This is a genomic window from Pseudomonas peli, from assembly GCF_050563605.1.
In the GTDB taxonomy this organism is placed as follows: domain Bacteria; phylum Pseudomonadota; class Gammaproteobacteria; order Pseudomonadales; family Pseudomonadaceae; genus Aquipseudomonas; species Aquipseudomonas peli_A.
Genome location: NZ_JBNXUH010000005.1, coordinates 209,174 through 230,017, shown reverse-complemented (window position 1 = coordinate 230,017; position 20,844 = coordinate 209,174). Strand labels below are relative to the sequence as shown.

General features: G+C 63.1%; 13 protein-coding genes and 1 pseudogene. 10 read left to right on the top strand and 4 right to left on the bottom strand.

Annotated elements, in window-relative coordinates:
• Positions 1–120 precede the first annotated feature (120 nt).
• Positions 121–5,043: an alpha-2-macroglobulin family protein gene (locus ACQ4LH_RS08115; protein ID WP_430696735.1), complete on the top strand. Its 4,923-nt coding sequence runs from the start codon at positions 121–123 to the stop codon at positions 5,041–5,043.
• 51 nt (positions 5,044–5,094) lie between these two features.
• Here ACQ4LH_RS08115 and ACQ4LH_RS08110 read toward each other — a convergent pair whose 3' ends face one another.
• A complete protein-coding gene (locus ACQ4LH_RS08110; RefSeq protein WP_090377189.1) occupies positions 5,095–5,388 on the bottom strand; it encodes a hypothetical protein in 294 nt (97 codons plus the stop codon).
• Between the two features lie 138 nt (positions 5,389–5,526).
• Here ACQ4LH_RS08110 and pbpC point away from each other — a divergent pair, with 138 nt between their 5' ends.
• From pbpC to ACQ4LH_RS08090, 4 genes and pseudogenes are all read left to right on the top strand, one after another.
• Entirely contained in the window at positions 5,527–7,920 is a 2,394-nt protein-coding gene (gene pbpC / locus ACQ4LH_RS08105; RefSeq protein ID WP_430696734.1) for a peptidoglycan glycosyltransferase PbpC, read from the top strand.
• Positions 7,921–8,014: 94 nt separating this feature from the next.
• Complete coding sequence (locus ACQ4LH_RS08100; protein WP_430696733.1) at positions 8,015–9,043, top strand: substrate-binding domain-containing protein; 1,029 nt, start codon at positions 8,015–8,017, stop codon at positions 9,041–9,043.
• A 131-nt stretch (positions 9,044–9,174) separates the two neighbouring features.
• Positions 9,175–10,236: pseudogene (locus ACQ4LH_RS08095) on the top strand (HAMP domain-containing protein); the annotation flags it as partial.
• 132 nt (positions 10,237–10,368) lie between these two features.
• Complete coding sequence (locus tag ACQ4LH_RS08090; protein ID WP_430696780.1) at positions 10,369–11,106, top strand: methyl-accepting chemotaxis protein; 738 nt, start codon at positions 10,369–10,371, stop codon at positions 11,104–11,106.
• A gap of 33 nt (positions 11,107–11,139) precedes the next feature.
• On the opposite strand, the gene ACQ4LH_RS08085 is transcribed toward ACQ4LH_RS08090, so the two are convergent.
• A complete protein-coding gene (locus tag ACQ4LH_RS08085) occupies positions 11,140–12,261 on the bottom strand; it encodes a GGDEF domain-containing protein (protein WP_430696732.1) in 1,122 nt (373 codons plus the stop codon).
• Positions 12,262–12,423: 162 nt separating this feature from the next.
• Here ACQ4LH_RS08085 and ACQ4LH_RS08080 point away from each other — a divergent pair, with 162 nt between their 5' ends.
• The 4 genes from ACQ4LH_RS08080 to ACQ4LH_RS08065 all read left to right on the top strand — a co-directional run bounded on the left by ACQ4LH_RS08080 (position 12,424) and on the right by ACQ4LH_RS08065 (position 18,367).
• Positions 12,424–13,362, top strand: coding sequence for a Bug family tripartite tricarboxylate transporter substrate binding protein (locus tag ACQ4LH_RS08080; protein ID WP_430696731.1), 939 nt, complete (start codon positions 12,424–12,426; stop codon positions 13,360–13,362).
• 164 nt (positions 13,363–13,526) lie between these two features.
• Positions 13,527–14,471, top strand: a complete 945-nt coding sequence (locus ACQ4LH_RS08075) for a Bug family tripartite tricarboxylate transporter substrate binding protein (protein WP_430696730.1) — start codon at positions 13,527–13,529, stop codon at positions 14,469–14,471.
• Positions 14,472–14,522: 51 nt separating this feature from the next.
• Positions 14,523–17,255 carry an EAL domain-containing protein gene (locus tag ACQ4LH_RS08070; RefSeq protein WP_430696729.1) on the top strand — a complete coding sequence of 911 codons (2,733 nt, stop codon included), beginning with the start codon at positions 14,523–14,525 and terminating at the stop codon, positions 17,253–17,255.
• 158 nt (positions 17,256–17,413) lie between these two features.
• On the top strand, positions 17,414–18,367 hold the full coding sequence (locus ACQ4LH_RS08065) for an SdiA-regulated domain-containing protein (protein ID WP_430696728.1): 954 nt from the start codon (positions 17,414–17,416) through the stop codon (positions 18,365–18,367).
• On the opposite strand, the gene ACQ4LH_RS08060 is transcribed toward ACQ4LH_RS08065, so the two are convergent.
• Together ACQ4LH_RS08060 and ACQ4LH_RS08055 are read right to left on the bottom strand one after the other, a co-directional pair.
• Positions 18,364–18,813: a DMT family transporter gene (locus tag ACQ4LH_RS08060; protein WP_160089286.1), complete on the bottom strand. Its 450-nt coding sequence runs from the start codon at positions 18,811–18,813 to the stop codon at positions 18,364–18,366. The two genes, ACQ4LH_RS08065 and ACQ4LH_RS08060, sit on opposite strands and share 4 nt — an antisense overlap.
• A 159-nt stretch (positions 18,814–18,972) precedes the next feature.
• Positions 18,973–19,845, bottom strand: a complete 873-nt coding sequence (locus ACQ4LH_RS08055) for an MBL fold metallo-hydrolase (RefSeq protein WP_430696727.1) — start codon at positions 19,843–19,845, stop codon at positions 18,973–18,975.
• A 99-nt stretch (positions 19,846–19,944) separates the two neighbouring features.
• Here ACQ4LH_RS08055 and ACQ4LH_RS08050 point away from each other — a divergent pair, with 99 nt between their 5' ends.
• A complete protein-coding gene (locus ACQ4LH_RS08050; protein ID WP_430696726.1) occupies positions 19,945–20,844 on the top strand; it encodes a LysR family transcriptional regulator in 900 nt (299 codons plus the stop codon).

The window sequence follows — 20,844 nt, the reverse complement described above, 5'->3', positions numbered from 1 at the left end:
TATTAAACACTGATCGACTGGCGTGCGCTGCCAAGCAATTTTGCGTGCGCACACTTAGTTGTCTGCAGGCGGCTCGACTATAGTGTCAGGCCTCTGCACCTACCCTTGTTGGAGCCCGCAATGCCGAAGAATGGACTGCTTCTGGCACTTGTCCTGAGCCTGCTCAGCGCCTGTGATTCATCCACCCCTGGGCCCGCCGAAGTGACGGCGACCCAAGCGACCCCCGTGAGCAGCGAGGCTGCCAAGCCGGCGGTCGACCGCAAGGCGCTGGCCGAGCGTTACGCCGGCCGCGAACTGACCGTGGTGGATGTCTCGGAAGTGCAGCTGGAGGGCGCCAGCACGCTCTCGATCAGCTTCTCGGTGCCGCTTGACCCTGAGCAGAAGCTCGCCGAGCGCCTGCACTTGGTCGATAGCAAAGACGGCAAGGTCGATGGCGCCTGGGAGCTGAGCGACAATCTGATGGAGGTGCGCCTGCGCCATCTGGAGCCGCAGCGCAAACTGGTACTGACCGTGGATGCTGGGTTGCTCGGGCTGAATGGCAAGAGCCTCGCCGCCGAGCAGGTCACCCGCCTGGAAACCCGCGACCTGCAAGCCAGCGTCGGCTTCGCCAGCCGTGGCTCCTTGTTGCCCACACGCCTCGCTGAAGGCCTGCCGGTGATCGCGCTGAACGTCGACAAGATCAATGTCGAGTTCTTCCGCATCAAGCCCGAGTCGCTGCCGGCCTTCCTTAATCGCTGGGGCCGTTCGAGCAATCTGGATAACTGGGAAGCCCGCAGCCTGCTGCCGATGGCTGATCTGGTTTACGGCGGCCGCTTCGACCTGAATCCGGCGCGTAATACCCGCGAAACCTTGCTGCTGCCGATTGCCGGCCTGGAGCCGTTCAAGCAGCCGGGGGTGTACCTGGCGGTAATGCGTGAAGCCGGCAGTTACAACTACGCGCAACCGGCCACGCTATTCACCCTGAGTGATATCGGCCTGTCCGCGCGGCGCTATCAGAACCGTATCGATGTCTTCACCCAGGCCCTGGCCGGCGGTGATGCTCTGGGCGATGTACGCCTGGAAATTCTTGATGCCGAAGGCCAGGTGCTGGCCGAAGGCAAGACCGACAGCGCCGGCCATGGCGAACTGCCGTTGCCGCCCAAAGCCGAAGTGCTGTTGGCCCACCAGGGCGAACAGACCAGCCTGCTGCGTCTGAATACTGCGGCGCTGGATCTGGCCGAGTTCGATATCGCCGGTCCCGTCGCCCACCCGCTGCAGTTCTTCGTGTTCGGCCCGCGTGATCTTTATCGTCCCGGCGAAACCGTGTTGCTCAACGGCCTGCTGCGCGATGCCGATGGCCGCGCGGTAAAAGCCCAGCCGGTGAATGTGGAAGTGCGCCGGCCGGATGAGCAGGTCAGCCGCAAATTCGTCTGGCAGGCCGATGACGCCGGCCTCTATCAGTACCAGCTGCAACTGGCCGATGAAGCGCCGACCGGGCGCTGGCAACTGCTGTTCGACCTCGGCGATGGCCGTCAGCAGCTATATGAATTCTCTGTGGAAGACTTCCTGCCGGAACGCATGGCGCTGGAACTCAAGGGCAGCGATGTGCCTTACAGTCCGGCAGAAAATGCCCAGTTCGACGTGACGGGGCGTTATCTGTATGGCGCGCCAGCGGCAGGCAATCGCCTCAGCGGGCAACTCTATGTGCGTCCGCTGCGTGAGGCGGTGGCGAGTTTGCCCGGCTATCAGTTCGGTTCGGTTACTGAAGAAGAGCTGAGCGAGGATATCGAGCTGGATGAAACCAGCCTCGACGAGCAGGGCAAGGCCAGCCTGGATATCGAAAGCCGCTGGGCTGATGCCAAATCGCCGCTGCGGCTGATCCTTCAGGCCAGCCTGCAGGAATCCGGCGGCCGTGCAATTACCCGGCGGATTATCCAGCCGGTATGGCCGGCTGAACGGCTGCCCGGTTTGCGCGGGCTGTTCGATGGCGAAGAAGTGGACGCCGACAGCCTGGCCGAGTTCGAAGTGCTGGTGGCCGATGCCGAGGGCAACAAGCTGGCCGCTGATCAGCTCAGCGTGCGCCTGATTCGTGAGCGCCGTGACTACTTCTGGAATTTCTCCGAGAGCGATGGCTGGAGCCATAACTACACCGAGAAATTCCTTACCCTCAATGAGGAAACCCTCAAGGTCGCAGCCGGCGGCACCGCCAAGATCAGCTTCCCGGTGGAGTGGGGCCCGTACCGCGTTGAAGTGATTGATGCGCAGACCGGCATGCTCAGCAGCATGCGCTTCTGGGCCGGCTACCGCTGGCAGGACAACGCCGATGGCGGCGCGGTGCGCCCGGATCAGGTCAAGCTGGCGCTGGATAAACCGGCGTACGTCGATGGCGACACCGCTCAGGTCACCGTTACCCCGCCTTCTGCGGGCAAGGGTTACCTGATGGTGGAGTCCAGCGAAGGGCCGTTGTGGTGGGAAGAGATCGACGTGCCGGCCGAGGGCAAGACCTTCGACATCCCGATTGCCAAGGACTGGGCGCGGCATGATCTGTATGTCAGCGCCCTGGTGATCCGCCCCGGCGAGCGCAAGAGCAATGCCACGCCTAAACGTGCGGTCGGCCTGCTGCATCTGCCGCTGGAACGTGCGCCGCGCAAACTGGCGCTGACCCTTACCGCTGCGGAAAAGATGCGTCCTAACCAGCCGCTGAAGGTCAAGGTGCAGGCGCGCAATGCTGACGGCAGTATCCCGAAACAGGCGCAGGTGCTGGTGGCGGCGGTGGATGTCGGCATCCTCAATATCACCGAGTACGCCACGCCCGATCCATTCGCCAACTTCTTCGGCCGTAAGGCCTATGGTGCGGATCAGCTGGATATCTACGGGCAACTGATCGAAGCCGGGCAAGGCCGGGTGGCCAAGCTGGCTTTCGGTGGTGACGCGGCGCTGGCCGGTGGCGGCAAGCGCCCGGATACCAGCGTGCTGATCGTCGCACTGCAGAGCCAACCGCTGGCGCTGAACGAGCAGGGTGAAGGCGAAGTCAGCCTGAATATCCCCGACTTCAACGGCGAGCTACGGCTGATGGCACAAGCCTGGACCGATGAGCATTACGGTATGGGCGAAGGCAAGACGGTGGTCGCTGCGCCGCTGATCGCCGAGCTGTCCGCGCCGCGCTTCCTCGCTGGCGGTGATGAAACCACCCTGGCCCTGGACCTGAGCAACCTGTCCGGGCGCGAGCAGAAACTCGATGTGCAACTGAGCGCCGAAGGCCAGCTGCGTCTGGCGCAGAACCCGGGTGCGGCAGTGGCGCCAATCACCCTGGCCGATGGTCAGCGCACCATTCTGCGTATTCCGGTCACCGCGCTGGGCGGTTACGGACAAGGGCGCTTCAAGGTCAGCGTCAATGGTCTGGCCCTGCCCGGTGAGGATCTACCGCCGTTTAGCCGTGAGTGGACCCTGGGCATTCGCCCGGCCTACCCGGCGCAGCTGCAGCACTTTCGCGCGGTGCTGAAAGACGAACCCTGGTTGCTGCCGGCCAATGCACTCAGTGTTTTTGAAGCTGCAGGCCTGGAGGCGCGTCTGGCGATTTCCAGCCGGCCACCTCTCAACCTGGGCGAGCAGATCCGTGCGCTTAAAGCCTATCCATACGGCTGTTTGGAGCAGACCACCAGTGGTCTATACCCGTCGCTGTACGCCGATGCGGCAACGCTGAAACGTCTGGGCGTGGAAGCCGAGCCGGATGAGCAGCGCAAGCGCTCCATCGAGCTGGGCATCGAGCGTCTGCTGAGCATGCAGCGCTACAACGGCAGCTTCGGTCTGTGGGGCGCGGACAGCGATGAGGAATACTGGCTGACCGCCTACGTCAGCGACTTCCTCCTGCGCGCCCGCGAGCAGGGCTTTGGCGTACCGGAAGAGGCGCTGAAAAAGGCCAACGAACGCCTGCTGCGCTATCTGCAGGAACGTCACCTGATCGAGGTCAACTACAGCGACAACGCCAACCACAGCCGCTTTGCCGTGCAGGCCTACGCCGGTTACGTGCTGGCGCGCAGCCAACAGGCGCCGCTGGGTGCCTTGCGCAGCCTGTACGAGCGGCGCAGCGATGCGCTGTCCGGCTTGCCGCTGGTGCACCTGGCCGTGGCCCTGCAGAAAATGGGCGACCAGCCGCGTGCCGATGAGCTGCTGACCGCCGGCCTGGCTCGTGGTCGTGAGAGCAATAACTGGCTGGCCGACTACGGCAGCCCGCTGCGCGACCAGGCGCTGATTCTGGCGCTGCTAGAGGAGCACGACCTGGCCGGCAACCGCCGTGAAGAGCGGCTGTTCAACCTGGCCGATGAAGTGGCCGGGCAGCAGTGGCTGTCGACCCAGGAACGCAACTCGCTGTACCTGGCCGGGCGCAACCTGCTGAGCAAACCGGAGCCGAGCTGGAGCGCGGCCCTGCAAAGCGGCAGCCTGGCCTTCGAGCTGAGCAATGCCCAGCCGGGACTCAAGCTCGATGGCAGTGATCTTGCTGCGCCGCTGACTATTCGCAACTCGGTGAGCAAGCCGGGCGATACGCCGCTGTATCAGCAGCTGACCCTCTCCGGCTACCCACGTCAGGCCCCTGCGGCCGGTGGCGAGAACCTCAGTATCTACCGTGAATATTTAGGCATGGATGGCCAGGCGCTGGATCTGAACAACCTGCAAAGCGGCGAGCTGGTGCTGGTGCACTTGGCCGTATCCGCCCACCAGCGGGTGCCGGATGCCCTGGTGGTTGATCTGCTGCCGGCGGGCCTGGAGTTGGAAAACCAGAACCTGGCGCAAAGCTCGGCCAGCCTGGACGATGCCAGCAGTGCAGTGAAAGAGTGGCGCGAGTCGATGCAGAACGCGGCGATCAAACACCAGGAGTTCCGTGGTGATCGCTACGTTGCCGCGCTGGATGTAAACGGTTACGACACCACCCACCTGCTGTACCTGGCCCGCGCCGTCACCCCCGGCAGCTACCGCGTGCCGCCACCGCAAGTGGAGTCGATGTACCGACCGAACTGGCAGGCCCTAGGCACCACGCCGGGGCGTCTGGTGGTCAAGGAGCGCTAGAACGCACAAGGCCCGCCAAATTGGCGGGCCTTGTTGTTTAGCCGGTGTGGCTTAGCTGATCAGACCGCTCAGCAACCACAAGCCGAGAACCAGCCAGATCACCCCGGCAATGATCGAGCGGCGGATAAAGGCGCGTACCGCCAGGTACAGCAGCCACAGACCTGCCAGCAAAACCACGATGCTGAGCAATGATGGCGTCACCCCCAAGGCCTTGGACATGCCCGTGATAAAGCTGCTGACCGCGCCGCCGAGCATGCCGAAAAAGCCGCTCAAGCCTTCGACGATAAAGCGGATCACCGAGCCGACTGCCTCGCCAAGGGATTCAAAAAAACCTTCTACACCCATAGTTCTCGTTCCACTCGACCCTGCGTTGATTGCTACTGCGCGCCAGTGTGCCAGTCATTTGGCAGAATGGCAGCGCTGTTGGCCGGTTGGGCCGTTAATTGGGGTTACAGCTCCGCGATGCAAGGAATGGATCAGCGCATGACCCGCGTTAAACAGTTGTATTGGTTGGCTCAGCGCGTGTGGCGTAACCGTCTGTGGCCGTTGCTATGGCGCCCTTGGTTGGGCTTTCCGCTGTGTCTGCTGCTGATTCTGCTAGTGGCCGACCGGCTGTTTCCGTTGCCCTTGCCGGGCGATGACCTGGCCCGGGTGGTGCTGGCCGAAGACGGTGCGCCACTGTGGCGTTTCGCCGACCGTGATGGCGTATGGCGTTATCCGGTCAGCCCCAGTGAGGTGTCGCCCTATTATCTGGAAGCGCTGCTGACCTATGAGGACCGCTGGTTCTATCAGCATCCCGGGGTCAACCCGCTGGCGCTGGGCCGCGCGGCCTGGCAGAACCTCAGCGGCGGGCGCGTGCTCTCTGGAGGCAGCACGCTGTCGATGCAGGTGGCGCGGCTGCTGGATCCGCATGCGCGCAGTTACAGCGGCAAGCTCAAGCAGCTATGGCGCACGCTGCAGCTGGAGTGGCACCTGTCCAAGGACGAAATCCTCACCCTTTACCTCAATCGCGCGCCGTTTGGCGGCACGCTGCAGGGGGTGGCGGCCGCCAGTTGGGCTTATCTGGGTAAGTCGCCGAGCCAGCTGACCCGCGCCGAAGCGGCGTTGCTCGCTGTGCTGCCGCAGGCGCCCAGTCGTTTGCGGCCGGATCGCCATCCTGAGCGGGCCCAAGCCGCGCGGGACAAGGTGCTCAAGCGTCTGGCCAGTTTCGAGGTGTGGCCGCAGTCGGCGATCAACGATGCGCTGGAGGAGCCGGTGTTGCTGGCTCCACGTCAGGAGCCTCGGCTGGCCCCGCTACTGGCGCGGCGCTTGAACACCCGCAGCAGTCCGCCGCTGATTCGCACGACTATCGATGCAGCGTTGCAGCGCCGCCTGGAAGATCTGCTGCTGGGCTGGCGGGCGCGGCTGCCGGAGCGCACCTCGGCGGCGATTCTGGTGGTCGAGCAGCCGAGCATGGCGGTGCGCGCCTACCTGGGCTCGGTGGATATCGGCGACGCCAAGCGCTTTGGCCATGTCGACATGATCAACGCCGTGCGCTCACCCGGCTCGACCCTGAAACCCTTTCTCTACGGCATGGCGCTGGACGAGGGGCTGATCCATTCCGAGTCGCTGCTGCAGGATGTACCGCGACGTTATGGCGATTATCGCCCGGGCAACTTCGCTGCCGGCTTCAGCGGCGCGGTGTCCGCCAGCGAGGCGCTGGCCACCTCACTCAATCTGCCCGCCGTGCAGCTGTTGGAGGCCTACGGGCCGAAGCGTTTTGCCGGCGAGTTGCGCAGTGCTGGCGTGCCGTTGCTGCTGCCACCGCTGGCCGAACCCAACCTGGCGCTGATTCTCGGCGGAGCCGGCAGCCGCCTGGAGGAACTGGTCAGTGGTTACAGCGCCTTTGCCCGTGGCGGCATGGCCGCGCGTCTGCGCTTTCAGCCGCAGGATGGGCTGCATGAGCGGCGGTTGTTATCGCCAGGCTCGGCGTGGATTGTGCGGCGCATTCTCAGCGGTCAGGCCCGACCGGACCGCGACCCGCGTGCGCAACTGGTGCAGCGCCCGAGCCTCGCCTGGAAGACCGGCACCAGTTACGGTTTTCGCGATGCCTGGGCGATTGGCGTAGCACCGCGTTACCTGATCGGCATCTGGATCGGTCGACCGGACGGCACCCCGGTGTCTGGGCAGTTCGGATTGGCCTCGGCCGCGCCGCTGCTGCTGCAGGTGCATGATCTGCTGGTTAACCGCGACAGCCAGCGTGGCATCGCCCTGCCGATTGACCCACAGCCTGCCGAAGTCGGCGTGGCGGCGATCTGCTGGCCGTTGGGCCAGCCGCTGGCCCCGCTATTGGCGGGGCGCGACCCCAACTGCCGGCGTCAGCGCTTTGCCTGGACGCTGGATGGCACCACGCCGCCGACCTTGCCGGCGCAGGATCAGCCGCTGGGTTTGGGGCTGCAGGAAAGCCTCTGGGTGAATGCCGCCGGGTTGCGCGTGGATGCCAGTTGCCCGGGGGCCACGGCACAGAGCCTGGCGTTGTGGCCGGCGCCGCTGGAACCCTGGTTGCCACGCCGTGAGCGGCGCAGTGCGCGTTTGCCGGCGGTTGATTCGCAGTGCCCGCCGCGGCATGTGCCGGTCGCCGCGCCGCTGTCGATTGTCGGCGTGCGTGAGGGAGATCATTTGCGACGCCCGGCTGGCAGTAGCGAAGCGCTGCGTTTGCGCCTGTCCGCACTGGGCGGCAGCGGTCGGCGCTGGTGGTTTGTCGACGGCCAGCCGATTGCCGAAACCAGCGCCGATGCGCTGTTCAATCACGCCTTTGCACGCAACGGGCAGTATCAGCTAAGCGTGCTGGACGAGAGCGGGCAGACCGCGCGGGTTGAGTTCAGCCTGTCGGACTAAGCTGCGGTTCGAGTACGGGCAAGGCCATGAGTGACTACGCTGTTAGACGAAGGTCGGTGCCATGATCTGCCGGCCAGCAGCGCAGGGATATGCGATGTCGAGATATAGCTACGCAACTGCTGTCTGCCTGTGTGGGCTGCTGTTCAGCGCGCTACTCGCAGCGGATCCGTGGACCGGGCCAAAGCAGGCACCGCCCGCGCGCAGTGGCATGCAGGTGAGCTTTATCGCGGCGGATTTTCGTAATGGCGGGGTGGTCGGCGTGTACCGCAGCTTTGAGCGTGCCGCCAAACTGTTGGGCTGGCGGGTGCACGCGGTGGACGGCCGTGGCGATCCGGCGGAGATCAAACGCCTGGCCGCTGAGGTGCTGGAGCGCAAGCCCGATGGCGTGGTGCTGGGCGGCTTCGAGCCGGATTACCTGGGCGAGCTGCACGAAGTCTTTCAGACCCGCGAGATTGCCTTGGTCGGTTGGCACGCCGGGGATCAGCCAGGGCCGACCGACGAACTGTTCAGCAATGTCACCAGCGACCCCTTGCAGGTGGCCGACCTGGCTGCCGAGTACGCCATGCGTGACGGCCAGATTGGCGTGGTGCTGTTCACCGACAGCCAGTTCGCCATCGCCACCGCCAAGACCCAGCGCATGGTGCAGCGCCTGGAAGAGTGTGCGCAGTGCAAGGTGCTGAGCGTCGAAGACCTGGCGATTGCCAATGCCGGCAAGGGCATGGATGAGCGCGTGCGTTCACTGCAGCGGCGCTTTGGCGGCGAATGGAGCCATACCCTGGCGATCAATGACGTGTACTTCGACCATATCAACGTGCCGCTCAATGCCCTGGGGCGTAAGGACATCCGCAATATTTCCGCTGGCGATGGCTCGGCCAAGGCGCTGGGACGCATCCACTCGGGGTTGTCCCAGCAGGTCGCGACCGTCGCCGAACCGCTGGGTATGCAGGGTTGGCAGCTGGTGGATGAGTTGAACCGGGCCTTTGCCGGCCAGCCGCCGAGCCTGTTTGTCACGCCGCCTCTGCTGATCACCACACAGGTGCTGCAGGAGTCGGACGACCTCAGCATCGAACTGGATTTCAGCCATGAAGATGCCTATCTGCGGCTGTGGCGGCAGATGGACTGAGGCATTTGCTGGGCGAGTTAAAGTCGGCAGCCGGGGCGGCCGATAGTTGTTATACGTCGGCGAGCAATTGAGTTTGTATACAAAATTGTATTCAATCGCTGTGTTCAAATAATAATTAGAAGGTAACCTCCATGGGCTTGTGGAAACGCAGCATTCAGTGGCAGCTGATTCTCAGCATGGGCGCAGCCCTGCTCGCCAGTATTCTGATCGTGGTGGGCGTCTACTCGGCGGTGGTCAATCGCCTGACCGAACGCTTTCTGGTTGAAGAGGCTTTGCCCGCCAGAGCGCTGGCGATCAGCAACGACCTGGAGCGGGTACTGACCGCGCCGATCACCGCCAACGCCGGGATTGCCGCTAATACCTTTATTCAGGACTGGCTGGCCGCTGGCGAAGATGAAGGCCAGCGCGACGCCGTGGCGCGTTACCTGGAAGGCGTGCGTGCGCAGCAGAACGCCATGACCACCTCGATTGCCGTGCTGGAAAGCGGCAACTACTTCACCGGCGAGGGCCTGGCCCGGGTGATCAGCCGTGATCAACCGGAAAACCAGTGGTTCTACAAGCTGGTCGACAGCAGCCGCGATCAGGTGCTGGAAATCGATATCGACAAGGGCACGCGCCTGCCAACCCTGTTTATCAATCAGCGGATCAAGCAGGGCGGCAAAACCCTGGGTGTTTCCGGCCTGGGTTTCAGCCTGAAAGCCATGTCGGAAATGATCCGCAATTTTCGCTTCGGCGAGCGCGGTCAGGTATTTCTGATCGATGCCCAGGGCGATATCAAGGTGCATCCGCAAGCCGAGCTGAGCGGCAGTGGTCGCCTCACTGAGTTGTTTGGCAAGGCGCCGGCCGATCAGCTGCTGAGCAGCGGTGGCAAGGCGGTGCGCTTCGAGCGTGATGGTGAAACCTACCTGGCGGTGGCGCAGAAGCTCTCCAGCCTGGACTGGCTGCTGGTCAGCGAGGTGCCGGAAGCGGAAATCTACGCTGAAGCGCGCCAGGCGCTGTTTATGACCAGCGCCATCGGTCTTGGCGTGGCCTTGTTGTTCCTCGGTCTGGTGGTGGTGTTGTCGCGCGGACTGGTGCGGCCGATCCGTCAGGTCACCGCCGCGCTGGTGGAAATTGGCGGTGGCGGTGGCGATCTAACCCGGCGGCTGGATGAGTCCCGCGCGGATGAGTTGGGCGATCTGGCGCGCGGCTTCAACCGCTTTATTGGCGGCCAGCGCAGCCTGATCAGCGATGTGCTGGCGACCAGCGAGCGCTTGCGCGCCTCGGTCAGCCAGGTGGCGCAGGTGGTGGACAACACCGCCGGGCGTTCCAGCCAGCAGCAGGAAATGACCGATATGGTCGCCACCGCGGTGCATGAGATGGGCCTGACCGTGCAGGAGATCGCGCGTAACGCCAGCAGCGCGGCGCAGTCATCGCAAAGCGCACGAGACGAGGCGCAAGGCGCGCGCAATGAGGTGCGCCAATCCATCGGGCATATCGAGAGTATGTCCACTGATATTGGCAATGCCGCCGCCGCAGTCAGCGAACTGGCCAATCAGGTGGCGTCGATCGATCAGGTACTGGCGGTGATTCGCGGTATTTCCGAGCAGACCAATCTGTTGGCGCTTAACGCGGCCATCGAGGCGGCGCGCGCTGGTGAGATGGGCCGTGGTTTTGCCGTGGTGGCCGACGAGGTGCGCACCCTGGCCAGCCGCACGCAGAGCTCTACTGATGAAATCCAGCAGATGATCCAGCGCCTCAAGCAGGGCGCGGAAACTGCTGTGAGCTCCATGCATGCCGGGCAACGTGCCACGGGTACTGGCGTCGAGGCTAGTCAGCGTACGGGGCAGTCGCTTAGCGCGATTACCGAGCAGATTGAACGCATCAGCGATATGAACACCCAGGTGGCCACCGCGACTGAGGAGCAGTCGTCGGTGACCGAAGAGATCAACCGCAACGTGCAGGGCATTGCCGACCTGGCGCATGCCACCGCCGGTGAGGTGCAGGTGTGTAAAGAGGACTGCCAGACCCTGCGCGGTCTGGCCGATGATCTGGCCAAGCAGATGGGCAGCTTCCGCCTTTAGGTGTTATCCGGCGGCACGTTTGTGCCGCCGCATTCAGGCCAGCTCCAGGCGATTGCGCCCGGCCGCCTTGGCTTGATACAGCGCATCGTCGACCCGCTTGAAGAACGCTTCGGCACTGCCGTCGCGCAGCATGTCATAGCAACCCACACCCAGGCTGGCGGTCAGCGGCAGGGTCGCCCCTGGCACGTTGAAGCTCTCACGTTCCAGCTCCAGACGAAACTGCTCGGCCAACAGGCGCGCCTGATCCAGCGGGGTATTGGGCATCAGAATGCCGAACTCCTCACCACCCAGACGCAGCAGGGCGTCGCTGTCGCGGCGGAAGTTCTGCCGCATGCGTTCGGCAAAGTCGCTCAGGCAGCTATCGCCACAGGCGTGCCCGTACTCGTCGTTGATCCGCTTGAAGAAGTCGATATCCAGCAGCACCAGTGACAGCGGCTGGCTCTCGCGCTGGGCATTGGCCACCATCACCGGGAACAGGCTGTTGAACTGATAACGGTTGCCCAGCTGGGTCAGGCTGTCGGTGCGGCTGAGGTGTTCGAGGCGCTCCTGCTGGTCGAGCAGTTGCAGCTCCAGGGCCAGGGTGTTGTGGTACTCGCGGTGGCTGCGGCTCAGCACCAGCAGCAGGTAGCTCAAGTAGAAGCTCAGGGTGATCAGGATGGCGTACTGCTCGCGCCACTCCAGTGCCAGAACCAGCAGCCCAGGCAGATAAATCAGCAGCAGTGCGACCATTGCGCGCTTCTTGCGCATGGCGAAATTGAACGCCAGTGCGGTGCTGAAGGCGATGGTGCTGAGGGTGGCGATAATCACCGAACTGCTGAACAGCGGGTTTTGCTGCGCCACGGCGTGGGCCAGCCCCCAGCTCAGCGCGGTGATCAGAATCAGGCTCCAGTGCAGGTTGAGCCAGCGTTTCAGCGACTCGCTGGTCTGCTCCTGCGGCAGGCGGTGCAGCACGCGTAAGGCCAGCAGCAGGGCAAACACGGCAATGCCGAGTACGCCAGGCACCACCAGTGCGCTTGGATCATTACTGAATAGCCAGGTGAGTAGCCACGCCAGCAGGTAATAAATGCCGCCGAGCGGCGAGCGGATGCGCGTGTCCTGCGCTTCGCGCCAGAGGGCGAAGGCGTGTGGCTGGCGGGGGACTTGGGCTTCAGTCATGGCCTGTGATCACAAAAAATAACGACTAATTGCAGCATAACCCTTTGCTTTTGAAAAAGCTGTCAGATTGCTATCGCGCCTCCGTAGGCTAAAACCAAATGACGGGCCTGCAGCTTTTGCGGCCCTGGGTTGTGGTTTTGCCGGGTGTGCGAGGTGGCGATCATGCGTAGGCGCGGATGTTGGGCAGTGCTGTGCACATTGCTTGCCTTGAGTAGCCAGGCGGCGACTTTCCCGGAGCGGCCGCTGACCATGGTGATCGGCTACGCCGCCGGTGGCAGCACCGATATCCAGGGGCGGGTGCTGGCCGAGGTGCTGGCGGAGCAACTCGGTCAGCCGGTCAAGGTGAGCAATATTCCCGGCGCGGGCGGTGCGGTGGCGGCGGCCATGCTCGCCAGCAGCACTGAGCAGGGCTACGTCTTTCAGTACGGTATCTCTTCGACCATCAGCATTTCGCCATTGCTGGCGCCTGCGTCCTACGACCTCGACAGCTTTACCTATGTGGCCGGCCTGTCGCTGGATCAGTCGGCCTATGTCACCAGCGGGCAGAGCGGCTTCAAGGACTGGCCGAGCCTGCTCCAGCACCTGCGCGACAATCCCGGCCAGGTGTATGTCACGCAAACCGCCGAGGACCGCTTGCTGACGCGCGCCATCGCCAAGCGCGAAGGCTTGCAGCTGCGCATCGTGCCGACTTCCGGTGGCGCGGGCATGGCCCCGCTGGTGATTTCCGGTGAGGTGTTCTTTGCCTACAGCGGTGGCACCCATACCGGCTATACCGACTCGGGGCAAATGCGCGTGCTGGCCAGCCTGGCTGAGGAGCGTCTGCTGGGTTACCCCGATGCGCCAACCCTGCGTGAGCTGGGGTATGACCTGGCCTTGCACGCCGTGCGGATTGTCACTGTGCCGGTCGACACACCGGCTGAGCAGGTGCGCATTCTGGCTGATGCCTTAGCGGCGGCGGTGCGTGACCCGCGTTTTATCGAAGTGACCGAAACGCGCATCCGCCAGCCCATCCGCTTTATGCCGGGCAACGAGATCAAAACCATGCTTAACCAGCAGGTGCAGGATTATCGGCAACTGATCGAGGAAGTTGGCGTGCAATAAGCGCCTGACTGAGCGGCGCGTAAGTTGCATCGCCAGATGAGCGGGTCGTACTCAAGTGATTCTGCCGGTGCTTGGCAGGTGTAAGGGCTGAAGGATGCGCCAAAAAGGTGCTTGCCGTTTACGCGGCCGGGTTTGCAGTGCGTGATCGTTGTATGAGGTGGACCATGGCATTACTGCGTTTTCTACTGTTGGGCTGCTGCCTGAGTTTTTTACCGTGGCAGGTTCAGGCGGCCACCTTTCCCGAGCGACCGCTGACCATGATCATCGGTTATGCCGCAGGCGGCAGCACCGATTTGCAGGGCCGCGTGCTGGCCACGCTGCTGGAGGAGCAGCTGGGGCAGAAGGTCACGGTCAGCAATATCCCCGGTGCCGGCGGCGCTGCCTCCGCGTCGATGCTGGCTAGCAGTATTGAGCAGGGTTATGTATTCCAGTTTGGTGGCTCGTCGGTGGTCAGTATTGCGCCGCTGCTGTCGCCAGCATCCTATGGTCCTGACAGTTTTACCTATGTGGCAGGGCTGTCGCTGGAGCAGCCGGCCTTTGTCACCGGTGCCACTCATGGCATTCAGGATTGGCCAGGGCTGCTGGCCTATCTGCGCGCCACGCCGGGGCAGGTCTATGTCAGCCAGGCAGCGGAGGACCGTCTGATTATCCGCGCCCTGGCCAAACGTGAAGGGCTGGAGCTGCGCACCGTGCCCACCTCGGGCGGCGCGGGCATGGCTCCGCTGGTGATCTCGGGCGATGCGGTGTTTGCCTACAGCGGCGGCACCCATACAGGCTACACCGCGTCCGGCGAAATGCGCGTGCTGGCCAGTCTGGCCGATACCCGCCTGCTGGGTTATCCCGACGCGCCGACCCTGCGTGAGCTCGGTTACGGCCTGGGCCTGCATACCATGCGCATCGTCATGGTGCCGGCCAATACTCCGGCCGAGCAGGTCGAGATACTGGCCGCCGCCCTGGCGGTCGCGGCCAAAGACCCGCGCTTTATCGAGGTGACCGAGCAGCGCATTCGCCAGCCGGTGCTGTTTATGCGCGGTGATGAGATCAAGCCTATGCTGATTAGGCAGATGCAAGAGTACCGAACACTGATTGATGACATCGGATTGCAGTAGGCACCGACAGGGATTAGCTGACTGTGTTGTGACCCTGAGGCGCGAAGGCCGATGAGCAGTAGCAAGAATCACATGCCGAAAGCGGCGCGTTGGGAGCTGAAGTTCTCGACGCGGATTGCTTTGCTATTTGGCATGCTCGGCATGGTGGCGATCACGGTGGTGATGGTTTATGCGCTGCGCACGGCCGAGGCCAACCTGCAAAGTGAAATCCGCAACAGCCTGGCGCAATACCAGCGCACCACCGAAAGCCTGATCAATAACCGCCTGCAACTGCTTGAGGTGTATCTGCACAGCGCCTCGGCGCGGCGCACCGTCAGCGCCTTGTCGGAACAGGTCATGCCGGTTGAGGAAATCGCCGCGGATGTGGCTTTCATGTTCCAGGACGCCAATATTGATGCGCGCCTGGAGGTGTTCTTCCTGCTGGATCCGGCCGGCAAGCTGGTGATGGATGCCGGCTTACCGCTGCATGACATCAAGCCTCTGGTGGCTTCACTGCGCTCGCCGATTCATTACGCCCACGGCTGGACGCTGGTGAAAACGGGGGCGCAGAGTGCCTTGATCAAGGCCACGCCGATCTTCGATCCCGCCACCGTGCAGCTGCGCGGCTACCTGTTCGTCGGCTTGGCCCTGGGGCAGAACCGCACGTTTATTCGCGAGCTGAGTGCCAGCACCAAGCTCGACCTGCTGGTGCTCGGGCATGCCCAGCAGCCGCTGGTCTGGCAGGGCGACAGCGAGCTTGGGCTTAAGGGTGATGCGGCGTTGGATAGCCTGGAGCGCGATGGCCAGGGGCTTTACCTGCAGCGCTTCCCGATCAGCCTGGCGGGCGTTGAAGAACCGTTCTGGCTGGTGCTGGGGGTTTCCGACAGCCGCTTTGCCTCGATCTACGACAGTTACCTGCAGTCGTTTCTGATCCTCAGCGGTGGTTTTCTATTGTTGCTGGCCGCAGCTGCCTGGCTGCTGCGCATCAGCCATGATCGGGCGATCAACCAGCTGCTTAGCTTTATCGAGGCCACCCAGGCCGGCGGCAGGGGGCTGCGCTTTCAGCCAACCGGCATCTATGAATACAACCGCGTTGGCGTGGCGATGCAGCACATGGTCGCGGACCTGCACATTGCCGCCACGGTGTTCGAGTCGGCTGAAGGCATGGTGGTTACCGATGCCCAGCATGTGGTGCTGCGCGCCAACCCGGCGTTTACTCGCATGACTGGCTACAGCGAAAGCGAGGTGGTCGGCAGCACCCTGGATTACATGCTGGCCCAGGGCAGTTTCGATATCGTGCGCGATGCCATGCTTGCGGCCCTGGCTCATCAGGGCGCCTGGCAAGGGGAAATGCCCGGGCGGCGCAAGAACGGTCAGGAATACCCGCAATGGGTGAGCATTGCCGCAGTGCGCGGTGGCGCCGATGGGCGGCTGATCAACTACGTGATCACCCTGACCGATACCACTCAGCGCAAGGCGGCCGAGCAGCGCATCGAACAGCTGGCCTATTACGACCCGCTGACCCATCTGCCCAATCGCCGTTTGCAACGCGAGCGGCTGGAGTGTGCCTTGCTGGCCAGCCAGGACAGCGAGCAACGCGGTGCGGTGCTGTTTATCGACCTGGATGACTTCAAGACGCTCAACGATGCCCGTGGCCATGATATCGGCGACCAGCTGTTGCAGCAGGTCGCCGAGCGCCTGACCAGTTGCGTGCGACAAAGCGACAGCGTGGCGCGCATCGGTGGTGATGAGTTTGTCATCCTGCTGGAAAACCTCGGGCAGGAGCCGGTCAATGCGGCCCAGCAAGCCGAGGCGATTGCCAGCAAGATTCTCCTGGCCCTGCGTCAGCCATTTCGCATGGGCGAGATTGAGCACTTCAGCACCCTGAGCGTCGGCATCGCCATGTTCAACGGCACCGGTGAGCCGCTGGACGATCTGATGAAACAGGCAGACCTGGCCATGTATCAGGCCAAGGCGCTGGGGCGCAACACCTGCTGTTTCTTCGAGCCGCAGATGCAGCAGCGGGTGCTGCAGCGCGCCAGCCTGGAAAGCGACCTGCGCCAGGGCCTGCTGAAAAGCGAGTTCGTGCTCTATTACCAGGCGCAGATTGATCAGCGTGACGGTTTGCAGGGCGCGGAAGTGTTATTGCGTTGGCAGCATCCGGAGCGCGGCCTGCTGGCGCCAGGGGAAATTATTCCGGTGGCCGAGGGCAGCGGGCTGATCCTGCCATTGGGCGAGTGGGTGCTGGAAACCGCCTGCGCCACCCTGGCGCAATGGGGGCGGAGGGCGCAAACCAGGCACCTCAGCCTGTCGGTGAATGTCAGTGCAAAACAGCTGCAGCAGGCCGATTTTGTCGAGCAGGTGCTGCATATCGTGCAGCGCAGCGGCTGCGACCCGAGCCGGCTGAAACTGGAGATTACCGAGAGCATGCTGCTCGATGGCCGCGCGGCAGTGATCGCCAAGATGGCGCGGCTCAAGGCCCACGGCGTGCGCTTTTCCCTGGACGACTTCGGCACCGGCTACTCGTCGCTGTCCTACCTCAAGACCCTGCCGCTGGATCAGCTGAAGATCGACCGCTCCTTTGTTTGCGACCTGTTGAACGATCCGCTGGATGCGGATATTGCCCGCACCATTGTCTCGTTGGCCCATGCGCTGAAACTGGATGTGATTGCCGAAGGCGTAGAAACCCTGGAGCAGTCCGAGCGCTTGAGCAGCTTTGGCTGCACGCGCTTTCAGGGCTACTACTTTGGCCGGCCGGTACCGCTGGAGCAGTTGTTTGCGGCGCAGCCGGTCAAAGCCAGCTAGGCAGGCATCACTGTCGCCATCCCCATTGAACTCATCCGCTGACCTGCACTCATAACCCCGCACCCCTGCTTCCGGCCCGATATCGGCGCCGGCATGCAGGGCTGTCATGTTCACGCAGCACACTGCTGTTTCCCGTAAGCACGCGAGTATGACTATTCATGATGTCCGCTGCGAAAGGGGTGCTAGGACGGCTACCTGATATCAGCCCATGGAAATGGGCGCTGTTGCTGCTGGCGCTGACCCTGGTTTACCAGATTGGCGTGCAGCATCTGGATAACCGCCTGTATTTCTGGATCAAGACCTCCTGGCATGAGACCGAATGGGAAAACCGCAGCCTGTGGTTGCCCGAATACCAAGTGCGCATTGATGCGCTGCCGGTCGCCGGGGTGAGCAACAACCTGTCCGGGCTGACCTACGACGAAGGGCGCGACCAGCTCTGGGCGGTGGTCAATAACCCCGAGGAACTGCTGGCCCTGAGCAAGGATGGCGAGTTGCTGGCGCGTTATCCGCTCAGCGGCTTTAGCGATGTCGAAGGCATCACCTACTTGGGCGATAACCTGCTGTTGCTGGCCGAGGAACGTGACCAGGCGCTGGTGGTGGTCGAGCTACCGGAAAAACCTGGTGCCCTGTTTCGTGAGGATTACCGAGCGCTGACCCTGGGCATCGCAGCCGGCGGTAACAAAGGCTTTGAAGGCGTGGGCTACGACCGTGCCGGCGACCGACTGTATGTGGTCAGGGAGCACTCACCGCGCAAGCTGTATGAGATACGCGGCCTGAAATCCAGCGTCCTCGGCGACTTCAACCTAGAGGTGATCGACCGCCAGGCGTGGATCGAGCACAAGGTTTTTGCCACGGATCTGTCGTCGGTGCACTACGACGAGCAGACCGGGCATTTGGCCCTGCTCAGTGATGAATCCAAGGTGCTGATCGAGCTGGATGCCGAGGATGGCAAGCTGATCAGCTTCCGCTCGCTGCTCAGCGGCTTCGCGGGATTGAAAGACAGCGTGCCGCAGGGCGAGGGCCTGACCCTGGATGATCAGGGCAATCTCTATCTGGTCAGCGAACCCAACCTGTTCTACCGCTTCGAGCGCGAAAGCCGACCGGGTGCTTAACCGCGCCTGATCAGCCAGATGCCGGCGACGATCAGCAGCAGACCGCCGACTTTGCCCGCCGTAATCGGTGCTTCGCGAAAGCCGGCCCAGCCGAAGTGGTCCAGGGTCAGGGCCATGCTCAGTTGCCCGGCGATCACCAGTGCCATAAACAGCACTGCGCCGACCTTGGGCCCGGCAAACGCGGCGGTGGCGATAAACATCACCCCCAGTAGGCCGCCGCTCCAGTGCCACCAGGTTAGGCCTTTGAGTGCGCCAAGGCTGGGAAACTCGCGTTGGGCCAATACCAGAATCAGCAGCGCCAGGGTGCCGACAGCGAAGGAAACCAGCGCTGCGGCCATCACGCTGGAAACCTGTTTAGCCAATTGACCGTTAATTCCCGCTTGCAGCGGCAGGCAGGCGCCGGCAACGAATGGCAGGGCCATCAACCACCAGATCGGGGCAGGCATGGGGCATCTCCAGAGCGGCAAGGGCGGATGAGTATGCCGTAAAAGCTGTCCACCTCGTCAGCCTCAACCAGGCCAGATTGTCGCTGGCCGAATGCAAAAGGCCTGGGTTTTTGACCCAGGCCTTTTGCATGTGAGGCGTTGCTAATCAGCGGCTGTGGCTTACGGCCACTGCATTTCACCCTTGAGCACCTTGGCGCTCAGTTCCAGGCTGCTGGCGTCGAGCAGGGCTGGGTACTTGGCCTTCATCGCTTCGATCAGCGCCTGGCTGTTCTTGGCGTTGGGCAACGCGGCTTCCAGATCATTGAGGTAGTTGCGGGTAAAGCGCAGGTCATCCAGGTTCAGCTTGGGCTGGCCCATAAAGTGGCCCGGCACTAGGGTTTTCGGCTCCAGCGCTTCCAGCTCATACAGGGATTTCAGCCAGGTCTGACGCGCTTGCGGTGTTTGTGCGTCGGCAATCCAGGGGTGGATGTTGGCGTAGGTCAGCACGCCGCCGACCACCGCCTTGATGCTCGGAATCCACAGGCTGGTGTGCTTGGGGTCATGGCCGATCAGTTGCAGGGTCTGGCCTTCCAGCGTCAGGTGGTCGCCTTGCAGCGCTTGCGGCACCAGAGTGCGGGCTGGCGCGGTGTCTTTGAGGATCGGGCCCCAATAAGCCAGCTTCGGTTCGCGGCTTTTCTCGATATAGGCGATGGTCTGCGGCGTGGCCAGGATCTTGGCCTTGGGGAAGGCGCGGGTCAGGGTGTCCAGGCCGAAGTAGAAGTCTGGGTCACCGTGGCTGATAAAAATGGTGGTGAGGTTTTTGCCGCTGGCTTGAATACGCTTGACCAGCTCCTGGGCTTCGCGGGTGGAGAACTGCGCATCGACCAGAATGGCATCGCGCTCGCCGCTGATCAGCGTCGAGGTCACCGGGAAAATCGCCTTTTCGCCTGGGTTGTAGACATCCAGGGTCAGCGGTTGGGCAATGGCGGTGGTGGCAAGGGTGAGCAGGCTGGCGCTGGTGAGCAGGCTGCGCATGTAACCGAGAATCGACATGGTGATCTCCTGTTGAGTAAGTGAGGCGATCTTAGTTGCTTTAAATCGATCAAAAAGCCCCTTAATCTGCGCATATTTGTTGCACTGAATGGGCTAATCATGGACCGGCTGATGGCTACTCGGGTATTTGTCGAAGTGGTGGAGCGCGGCAGCCAGACTGCTGCAGCCGAAGCGCTGGAGATGTCGCGGGCGATGGTTTCGCGCTACCTCGGCGAACTGGAGACCTGGGTCGGTGCGCGCCTGCTGCACCGCACCACGCGCAAGCTGAGCCTGACCGGTGCAGGCGAGCAGTTGCTCGGCCAGTGCCGCGAGATGCTGGCCATGGCCGACGCCATGCAGAGTGTTAGCCGCACCGATGAGGCCGCGCCGCGTGGCACCTTGCGCATCGCCTGCAGCCAGTCGTTGGCCCAGGCCTGGCTGGTGCATGCGTTGGATGACTTTATTCGCCTGTATCCGCAGGTCAGCGTCGATCTGCTGGTGGGCAGCCAGGCGGTCAATCTGGTGGAGGCGCGTATCGACCTGGCCCTGCGCATCACCAATCAGCTCGACCCCAACCTGATCGCCCGCCAGTTGGCGGTGTGCCGTTCGGTGGTGTGCGCCACTCCGGCTTATCTGGCCAAGCACGGCACGCCCCTGCGGCCCGAGGACCTGGCGCAGCACAATTGCCTGAGTTACGCCTATTTTGGCCGCAGCATCTGGGAGTTCACCCGCGCCGGTGAACCACATGCCGTGGCGGTCAGCGGCAACCTCAGCGCCAATGAATCCATGGTGCTGCTGGAAGCGGTGCTGGCCGATATCGGCATCAGCCTGCAGCCACGCTATTCGGTCAGCGCGCACCTGCGCTCCGGGGCGCTGATGCAGTTGCTGCCCGACTATCAGCCGCAGGAGCTGGGCATCCACGCCCTGTACGGCACGCGCCGGCAGATGCCACCCGCGCTGCGGGCGTTGCTGGATTTTCTGATCGAGCGGCTGGCGGATGCGCCGGACTGGGATATGTAG